This is a genomic window from Pseudogracilibacillus amylolyticus (SeqCode) (assembly GCF_051918545.1).
Taxonomy (GTDB): domain Bacteria; phylum Bacillota; class Bacilli; order Bacillales; family Amphibacillaceae; genus Pseudogracilibacillus.
Window position 1 is genome coordinate 1 of sequence record NZ_JBPPZG010000141.1, and the last position, 9943, is coordinate 9943.

Consider the following 9943-nt stretch of genomic DNA (forward strand, 5'->3'; position numbering starts at 1 on the left):
TATTCCTGTGCGTACGATTCACTATGGAGATGACTCCATCGATATCCCCTACTTTTTGCGTGATGCATTTCTACTTCCCCAGCGTTTTGAAGAGTCGGAGCGTTTTTTGGTTCGTCTAGGTGGAGAGCAACAAGCTAGAATAATGAGTGAACTGCCGAATTCATTGGAAGGTTTCCATTTAAGGGTAACGCGCTATACCGAATCTCATTCCGAAACATTCTTTAAAGAGTTGAAGGAATTTGTTGCGGAAGAAATTAGAAGGAAAAAGCTGATGAACAGCCGTCCAGGAGAGTTGTTCTTATTCTATAAGTCTAGTGAAATTGTGGTGACGGAGGACTTGGGTAATGTGGATATCAGTGTAGAGAATTTTACTGGTATGCCTGGGTTGATTGAGCAGTTGAATCAGGATGGGATTGATAAGGTTCGGGATTTGCCGAAGGAGTTGCTGATTCTTGGGAAGTATCGGAGAGTTGGGAAGAGTAGGGTGGAGAGCTTTTTTGGGCAGCTTGAGGAGATACAGGGGGATTTGGTGAAAGTTTTTGTTTGAATTTTAATCCTTAATGTGCAGTTAGAGTAATAGTAATAGTATTTTAGGTGTGAAGGTTTAATCCCAAAAGACAACATCAAGAATGTGTTTACAAACATGGAGGAAACGTAATGATTACATCAGATGATATTAAAAGAAGACTGTGGGACGGTGCCAATGACCTTAGAGGATCAATGGATGCTAGTCGATATAAAGATTATATGCTAGGGCTCATGTTCTATAAATTCCTTAGTGATAAAACACTTGAAACGTTTATGACAACAAGTGGTGTGAAAGGAAACGAAGAAGAGGTTGTTCAAGCTTATGAAGAGGCTTATGAAAGTTACGGGGACAATCTCATTCATATGATTCAGAATGTCCTTGGATATTATGTTTTACCGAAATACTTATATCAGACGTGGTTAAAAGATATTCGGGAAGGCGCATTTGAATTAGAGAAAGTAACAGAGAGCTTACAAAGTTTCGAACGGACGGTTGCGACGACTGGAGATATTGATGATTTTAAAGGACTTTTTTCTAGTTCAACGATTGATTTAACAGACACGGCATTAGGAAGTAACTTGAACGCTCGAAGTAAAAACATTCGTAAGCTAATTGAACTATTCGCTGACTTAAATATGGTTGCCCTGCAAAAAGGGGATGTATTAGGCGATGCTTACGAATATTTAATCGGTCAGTTTGCGATGGAATCGGGAAAGAAAGCTGGAGAGTTCTATACACCACGTCAAGTCAGTGAAGTCATGGCACAAATTGTTGCCAAAACGACGAAAGTAAACTCCATCTATGACCCTACTGTTGGTTCAGGATCATTACTGTTAACGGTTAGCCGATATTTAACAGAAGATAACCGCAAAGACCTTCATTACTACGGGCAAGAAAAAAATACGGCTACCTATAACTTAACTCGAATGAATTTATTATTACACGATGTCAGGCCGGAGAAAATGACCGTTAAAAATGGCGATACCTTAGGGCACGATTGGCCTGAAGATCCAGAACGCCCCAATGAAGGGGTTCAGTTTGATGCAGTCGTGATGAACCCGCCATACTCTGTTAAAAATTGGAATCAGGAAGATTTAAAAGTAACAGACCCACGTTTTGAAGTTGCTGGGGTTTTGCCACCAGATTCTAAAGGAGATTATGCATTTTTACTACACGGTTTATTCCACTTAGGTCAAGAAGGTACGATGGCAATTGTACTTCCGCATGGTGTCTTATTTCGTGGTGGTGCAGAAGGAGAAATTCGTAAACGATTATTAGATAAAAACTATATTGATACCATCATTGGGTTGCCAGACAAATTGTTTACAAATACAGGGATTCCTGTAATCGTGATGATTCTGAAAAAGAACCGAGCGCTAAATGATCCTGTACTTATGATTGATGCGTCTAAATCCTTTGTAAAAGAAGGAAAGCAAAATGTATTACAAGAGAAGGATATCGCTAAAATTGTTGATACATATATCGAACGAACAAGTGAGGCGGGATATAGTTATAAAGCAACGAAAAAAGACATCAAAGAAAATGAATATAATTTAAATATCCCACGTTATATTGAAACGGTAGAAGAAGATATTGCCCATGATGTGGACGCACATTTATATGGTGGCATCCCGCTAAGCCAAATTAATAATCTAGCAGTGCTCAACGAGATGACGAAAGATGTATTATACAATGCATTTACGGAAGTACGTCCAGGTTACGTAGAATTAACAAAATCAGTTAAAGACTTAACAGAAGAAGTGTTAACTCATAAAAACGTACAAAAACAAATCAAATCACTAACAGAAGCAACAAAAGCCTATATGGATACCTATTGGGAAAAGTTAAAAACAGTGCCTGACGTGAATGCTATTGACCAGTTAAAAGATGAAATGTTAACGGAAATTAAACTGTTATTAAAACAAGTTCCTCACGTTAGTACGTATGATGGTTATCAGATTATTGCAGAGTTATGGGAAAACACACTTGCAGGAGATGCAGAGAAAATTGCAATAAGCGACTTTTACACGGTTGCTCGAACACGTGAAGCGAATATGGTTACAAAAGGTTCCGGTAAAACGAAGCGAACGGAGCAAGATGGTTGGGTAGGAGCAATTGTTCCAAATGAACTTATATTAAAGGAACTCTATACAGAAGCATTACGTGATGTAGAAACAAAAAAAGAGACATTAGCAGCTATTCATGATGAAATAAATGAGCTCGTTGAAGCGGCAAAAGTGGAAGAAAGTGAAGAAGCAGAAGCATTAGGTGACACATTAAATGCTAGAGAAGACGACTTTACTTTATCAGCAGTAAAAGCAGAATTAAAAAAGGTTGCGAAAGACACCAGTGAAGCTGCTTTATTAGAAAAGGTTAGAAAACGATTAGATGAAAAATCATCTTTAAACAAAGCAATTAAAGAAAAAGAAAAAGTATTAACCGAACAAGTGGAAGAAAGAATAGAGAACTTAACAAATGAAGAAATCAATCAGCTTATGTATAAAAAATGGTTTGGTAATTTAATCGACGACATTACAAAGCTTGTAGAAGTACCACTTAAAAATGAACTGGATATATTGAAAGAGTTAAAAGAAAGATATGCGGATACTTTAAAAACGATTGAAGAAGAAAGTAAATCACTGGAGGAACAATTTGAAGCAATGCTTTCAGAATTGGTGGTGACGGAATGATGGAAGAGAAGAGATTAGTGCCGAAGAGAAGGTTTAAGGGATATTATAAAAACTGGTTTGAACTAAGACTGAAGGATTTTAGGGAAGAATCGGATAGATATTCATATACAGGGGGACCTTTTGGTTCTGATCTAAAATCAATAGATTATACTGAAACTGGTATACGGATCATCCAACTCCAAAATATTGGTGATGGTTTTTTTTCAAATAGTTATAAAATATATACCTCGAAGGAAAAGGCTGAATCGCTTTCATCTAATTTAATTTTTCCTGATGATATTATTATTGCCAAAATGGCAGAACCTTTGGCAAGAGCAGCTATAATCCCTAATGATGAAAGTAAATATTTAATGGCATCTGATGGCATTAGATTAAAGGTTGATAAAAGTAAATTTAACAATTACTTCATTTTAACTTTGATAAATCATGATAATTTTAGAAATAAAGCATTAGAGAATTCAACAGGGACAACAAGAAAACGTATTGGTCTGGTAACATTAGGAAATTTAGGTTCTTATGTACCTGAATTTGGTGAGCAACAAAAAATCGGTAAATTTTTTAAGATTTTAGATGAAAGAATTGCAAATCAAGAACGGAAGATTGCTAAAGTAAAAGCATTAAAGTCTGCCTATTTAACCGAAATGTTCTCACAAGAAGGCGAAACTGTACCGAAAAGAAGGTTTAAAGGATTTCAAAGTGAATGGTTAAGACGAAAAGTAGGGGATATATTTCAAGTGACAAGAGGTAATGTACTATCAACTACAAAAATTGAAAAAAAACAGAGTAAGAATTCACATTATCCGGTATATTCCTCACAAACCCAAAATGATGGTCTATTAGGTTATTATTCTGCTTATTTATTTGACACAGCTATTACTTGGACTACTGATGGAGCTAATGCGGGTACAGTTAATTACAGAGAAGGTAAATTCTATAGCACAAACGTTAATGGAGTCCTTATTTCTAATGAAGGGTACGCTTGTAAAGCTGTCGCTGAAATACTTGACTTAGAGGCATGGAAACATGTTTCTAAGGTTGGAAATCCAAAGCTTATGAATAATGTAATGTCAAACATAGAAATACTTATTCCTAATAATATAAAAGAGCTAGAAATGTTATCGTTGTTTTTCAAAAACTTAGATGATCAAATCGCTACCGAAGAAAAAAAACTACAAAAACTAAAGAAAATGAAAGAAGCCTATTTAGAAGAAATGTTCGTGTAGGAAGGAGGTACATACATGAGTAATGGCAGAAAGAATGCTGCAGAGAAAACTTTTCAAGATAAGTTCGTTGCTAAATTACAACAATATAAATGGATGGCGCCAGATTTTCTTGATGGAAATAAACAAAAAGTAACCGTACAAGATTTAGTTGATCATTGGCGCAAGGAACTAAATCGAATGAATGCGGATGTCTTGGAAAGTGTTCCTTTAACAGATAATGAATTTGCTCAAGTGATGGCAAAAGTATCGCAAATTGATAACAGTTATGAAGCGGCAAAAATTTTAGCAATGGAGCAATCGACTGGGAAAATTGATGGTATTTACCGGGATTCTCAACCAGACGTTACACGCGAACAAATTACATTGACAATCTTTAAAAAAGCACAAGTACGTGGTGGAGATTCGAGTTATAATATCGCTAGAGAAGTAGAAACACCGAACGGAAATCGTTTTGATATTGTTTTACTCATTAATGGTCTACCACTCATTAATATTGAACAAAAGCGTACAGATAAATCTTTAGAAGAAGCATTTAATCAGTTTAAACGTTATTATGCAGATGGTGAATATGTGAACAATTTTTTTGTCTTTTCCCAAATGATGGTGATGACATCGGAAGTAGCTACTCGTTACTTTGCAACACCGAAGTCCATTCAGGCATTTAATCCAAGTTTTGTTTTTCATTGGGCAAACAAATATAATCAACCCATTAATCATTGGGAAGATGTGATTAGTCACTTCTTAATGATTCCGATGGCACACCAAATGGTTGGTGATTATTTAGTCATTGATGAAGCAAAAGAAGAGGAAAATCGTAAACACATGTTACTACGCCCTTATCAAGTACATGCTCTGCAAGCTATCGAAGGTGCTGCACTAGGGTGGGATAATGATGATAAAGTTCCTCATGGTGGGTTTGTTTGGCATACAACAGGTTCTGGTAAAACGATCACGAGCTTTAAGACAGCTTTATTTTTATCAACTAGAGCAGGATTTGATAAAGTTGTCTTCTTAGTAGATCGCAAGGAACTCGACAGGAGGACGAGTGATAACTTCAAAGCGTATGCAAAATACGAATCGGTAACCGTCGATGATACAGCACATACCTATCAGTTACGTAGACTTTTATCATCTACTAGCACAGGTATCGTAGTCACTACTACATTTAAATTAAATAATCTCGTGAAAGATTTAGTTGAAGCGGGTGTTGAAAGTTTAGCAAATAAAAAATTAGTCTTTATTATTGATGAAGCCCACCGAACGACAATGGGTGAGATGATGGTAACCATTAAAAATTACTTCCGGAAAAATGGACTGTTCTATGGGTTTACAGGAACACCTTTATTTGACGAGAACCAAATTACAGGAATGATTAATGAAAAGAGTGAGCTCATCAATACAACCGAAAAACTTTTCGGACCAGAATTACATAAATATACGATAGATGAAGCGATTGCAGATAAAAACGTCTTAGGCTTCCATGTGGACTATATAAATACCGGAGAATTTGAAAGTTATGATAGATTACGTGATCAAATTGTTGACGATAAATTAGCTGAACAACCAGACGTACCAAGAAGAAAACTTGAACGCCTTGTGTATGAGCTTTCTGAGTTAGAAGTGGAAAAGGAAGCAAAAAAGCGTAAATTGCTGTTTTATCATGATGAGACACATATTCCGCGAGTAGTTGAGGAAATATTAAACAACTGGGAAGACCAATCACAGCATAAGTTTTTCAATGCCATTTTAACAGTTGCATTTAAACATCGCGTAATAGCTTACTATGAAGAATTTAAAAAGCAATTAGCCGAGCGAGATGATATTGCGATTAACATAGCAATGACCTTTAGTTTTGGAACAGATGCAGATACAAAACCTACCGACCCAGAACTAATTCAGACGATGTTTAAAGACTATGCCGTTTTCACTGGAATTGAATATGCTTACGGTGATAAACGACGAGGCGAAGATGCGTATTATGAAGATGTCGTCGAACGAGCAACACGCGGTGGAAGTGGTCGGAATCCGAAAAATATTGACCTCGTAATTGTAGCAGATCAGCTACTGACAGGTTATGACTCTAAATTTATTAACACGTTATATGTAGACCGAACACTAGCATTACAGGGATTAATTCAAGCATATTCACGCACAAATCGTATTTATGGAAAAGAAAAGGAATTTGGTTCGATTGTCAATTTCCAGTATCCAAGAATAACGGAAGAAACCGTAAATGATGCATTAATTTTATATGGTAGTGGCGGAAAGAGTAGTAAAGCAATTGTAGAGCCATACCCTGTAGCGGTCGATGAATTTGTAAAGTATTCACAAGAAGTGATGCAGATTTTACAAGATCCTACCGCATGGCAAGCCTTAGAAAAAGATGAAGAGGCGAAAGAAATTTTTGTAAAAGCTTTTAAAAAGGCAAACGGTCAGTTAAATACGATTCAACAATATTATGAATTTACTTGGGTAGACGACGTGTTCGGTATAACGGAGCATGAATGGATGCGTTATGTCGGTGCATATCGTAACGTAACAAGAGATGATAACGAGGATGATGATCCAGAAGATTTACCAGTATTACCTTTAGGTGAAGCAAAGCTAGCTGGTACACAAAAAATCGATGCTCACTATATTATCCAATTAATCGGGGATAAAGCTATTTCAACAGATGGAAAACAAACAGTTGACGCAGAAACATTACGGATTGTTTATCAACATATTGAAGAATTAAGTAATATGGGTGACTTTGAACAAGCCGAGCTACTCAAGCAATTTGTTGAAGAGGAACTAGAGCCAGGGAATGTATCGAGTGATGTGAACTTTGACGCGGCATATGAGGAATGGAAGCAAAGTAAATTACGCACAGAAATTTATCAGATTTCCCAAACGTGGGGCATCGATGAAGTTATATTTGAAAAGTCGGTAGAATCCTATTCAACCGCTAACCCAAAAGAAATCCCTTATATTGATGACATCACAAGAACCGTAGACTACAATTCTATTAAGCATCCGCAGACAAGCAATCAATTAGAGCATAATATGGAACTAATGAAGGCGTTGCCGGAGATTGTGCCGAAGTTGAAGAGGAAGTTTAGGTAGAGTATAAAGCATCTTCGCTATTTAATGTTTGGAGTAAAGTTAGAAGATGGAATTAAAGTTGATTTGATATGGATTCTCTGTGGGCATGATTTACGAGCTAAGCGCCAAGCATCAAGCATCAAGGGATGTTGATCCACGTATATTATGCTCTCATGCCCGCCTTCCCATTCTAACTTTCCATATTCAATAGCGAAGAAACAATTTCGCTATTGAATTCTAGGAAAAGGAGCTGCTAAGAATGAGTTTTGTTCACCTCATAAATGGTCATAAACTACCAATATTGTTCATAGGGTCTGGTCTTAGTAAAAGATATATTGATTCTCCAGATTGGGAAGGTCTGTTAAAACAAATATATAGTTATATGGGTAAAACGGATAACGACTATTCTAGACTAAAATCAAGAATAAGAAACACTTCTGACAATCGTGATATACCAGTTGGTGAATTAAATGCGCTCATTGCTACAGAAATGGAAAAATTATTTAATAATTATTATTTTAATAGTGACCTAATAGATAGGCATCCCGAATGGTTAAAAGATGAAATATCACCATTCAAATTATGCGTAGCCTCAATATTTGAGAACTATAAAATAATAGATGAAATGCAAGATGAGGTTGATTGGTTTAAAAAACTAAGAGGAAAAATGCATTCCATTATTACAACAAATTATGATCAACTTATTGAGGATATACTTGAATTTAAAGATGAAAGTATTTTCATAGGCCAGCATCAATTGTTTAATTCGTTGTCGGTGGAAATAGATGAAATGTACAAACTTCATGGTTGTGCGACTAATCCTGAACATATAATCATTACCAGTCGTGACTATGACCATTATAAGGATAATGCTAAACTCTTTAGCGCGAAATTGTTAACATTAATAAGTGAAAACCCTGTGGTATTTCTAGGTTATTCAATAGAGGATCCAAATGTACAAGATACATTAACGAACCTTGTAAGTTGTTTAACAGAAAAGCAAATAAAACAATTGAAAAGTCACTTTTTCATCGTTGATTATAAGCAGGGAGAGGTAGAGTTAATTGAACAACAATACATGTTTCCTGCTAAATCATATGATGGAGCCCAAGTCACTTTCCCTGTAACAGTTATAAGCACAGATAACTATTTAGAGCTATATAAGCAATTATCAAACCTAATGCCGGCAATGAACATTAGTGCAATTAAACAAGTCAAGCGAATTGTGAAAGATATTGTAATCGAGTCATCAGAAACTGTTCAAATAAAAGAACCCATTATTACTATTATGATGGAAGACCTTAATCAATTAACAAATCAAGGTATTGACAAGATGGCTATTGCGGTAGGAAATATTAACAAAATTAATGAATATGGCTATGGAGTAAAACCTAAAATTGAAATATTTGAAGATATATTATTAGATAATAAAAACTTAGATGCGATACGATTATTGAAAGGAACCTATGAGCAGCATTATTTGAAAATAAAACAAAATATTCCAATTTATAAGTACAGCACGAGTGTTAGTAAAACTGTAATTGATGATTGTCAATTGGTTACAGCTTACCTTGAAGAGAAGCAAACATTAAGTAACTATCTTAATAAATCACTATTAAAAGAATTGCGAAATGTACCAGAGGGGAATACATTAAAAGATATCCCAGATAGTTATACCTCAAGCCGCAGAAGAAAATACTTGTGGATTTTTAAAAATTTAGATAATATGAATTTGAAAGAAATAAAGGATTTTTTAGTTGAAGAATTGCCGAAGTATGATTCTTTTGATGGACATAATAAAAGTTATTATAATCGACTAATATCGATGTATGACTTGTTAAAGTATAAAAAATAACCCAAAGGAGTGTTCACACTTTACAGTGGGAATTCCTTTGAGTTATTCTATTTCTTTATTATCTATACTCATAATAAAGGATTATATTCTTATTGTCAATAGAAACTCTTGAGGATTATGCAATCAATGAGAAGTTGTTTCACTGGCAATCACAAAGTACGTTAAAAGAAGAAAGTCCTACAGCTGAGCGGTATATACATCATCAAAAGCAAGGACATCAAATAGCCTTGTTTGTAAGGGAATATAAAAAATAATATGGTTATACTGCACCATTTACATTTCTTGGTACATGTGAATATGTAAGTCATTCTGGAGAAAAACCAATTAGTTTTATGGAACCTGAAACATGAGATGCTTCCAGCGTTGGTGCCTGTTGCGAATAAGAGTATTATTTAATTAATATGCCCCGTATACTTCCTATCAATCATGTTAATAAATATTACTAACATGATAGTTTAGGGAGTGACACAAGATGTTAGTTTTAGAGTTAATTATCGGTTTAGTTCTACTGGCTGCATTTCTTCATTTCCGTTATACAAAAAGGAAACACCAACGGATAAAC

The 9943-nt window shown here is 35.3% G+C and carries 4 protein-coding genes and 2 pseudogenes; all 6 read left to right on the plus strand.

What is annotated here, in order from left to right; genetic code table 11:
- A pseudogene (locus tag ACPYKA_RS14540) lies at positions 1 to 547 on the plus strand (DUF4145 domain-containing protein); the annotation flags it as partial.
- A 110-nt stretch (positions 548 to 657) separates the two neighbouring features.
- On the plus strand, positions 658 to 3219 hold the full coding sequence (locus ACPYKA_RS14545; protein WP_340452978.1) for a type I restriction-modification system subunit M: 2562 nt from the start codon (positions 658 to 660) through the stop codon (positions 3217 to 3219).
- A complete protein-coding gene (locus ACPYKA_RS14550) occupies positions 3216 to 4442 on the plus strand; it encodes a restriction endonuclease subunit S (RefSeq protein WP_340452976.1) in 1227 nt (408 codons plus the stop codon). The genes ACPYKA_RS14545 and ACPYKA_RS14550 overlap by 4 nt, the downstream gene beginning before the upstream one ends.
- Before the next feature lie 15 nt (positions 4443 to 4457).
- The gene (locus tag ACPYKA_RS14555; RefSeq protein WP_340452974.1) at positions 4458 to 7547 is read left to right on the plus strand and encodes a type I restriction endonuclease subunit R, EcoR124 family; all 3090 of its coding nucleotides are present in this window, start codon (positions 4458 to 4460) and stop codon (positions 7545 to 7547) included.
- Between the two features lie 238 nt (positions 7548 to 7785).
- Positions 7786 to 9381 carry an SIR2 family protein gene (locus ACPYKA_RS14560; RefSeq protein ID WP_340452972.1) on the plus strand — a complete coding sequence of 532 codons (1596 nt, stop codon included), beginning with the start codon at positions 7786 to 7788 and terminating at the stop codon, positions 9379 to 9381.
- Between the two features lie 110 nt (positions 9382 to 9491).
- Positions 9492 to 9777, plus strand: a pseudogene (locus ACPYKA_RS14565) (DUF3427 domain-containing protein); the annotation flags it as partial.
- Between the last annotated feature and the right edge of the window lie 166 nt (positions 9778 to 9943).

Excerpts from the sequence above, each read along its gene's own strand:
- ACPYKA_RS14545 (WP_340452978.1), top strand. The coding sequence starts at position 658 with ATGATTACATCAGATGATATTAAAAGAAGACTGTGGGACGGTGCCAAT.
- ACPYKA_RS14550 (WP_340452976.1), top strand. The coding sequence starts at position 3,216 with ATGATGGAAGAGAAGAGATTAGTGCCGAAGAGAAGGTTTAAGGGATAT.
- ACPYKA_RS14555 (WP_340452974.1), top strand. The coding sequence starts at position 4,458 with ATGAGTAATGGCAGAAAGAATGCTGCAGAGAAAACTTTTCAAGATAAG.
- ACPYKA_RS14560 (WP_340452972.1), top strand. The coding sequence starts at position 7,786 with ATGAGTTTTGTTCACCTCATAAATGGTCATAAACTACCAATATTGTTC.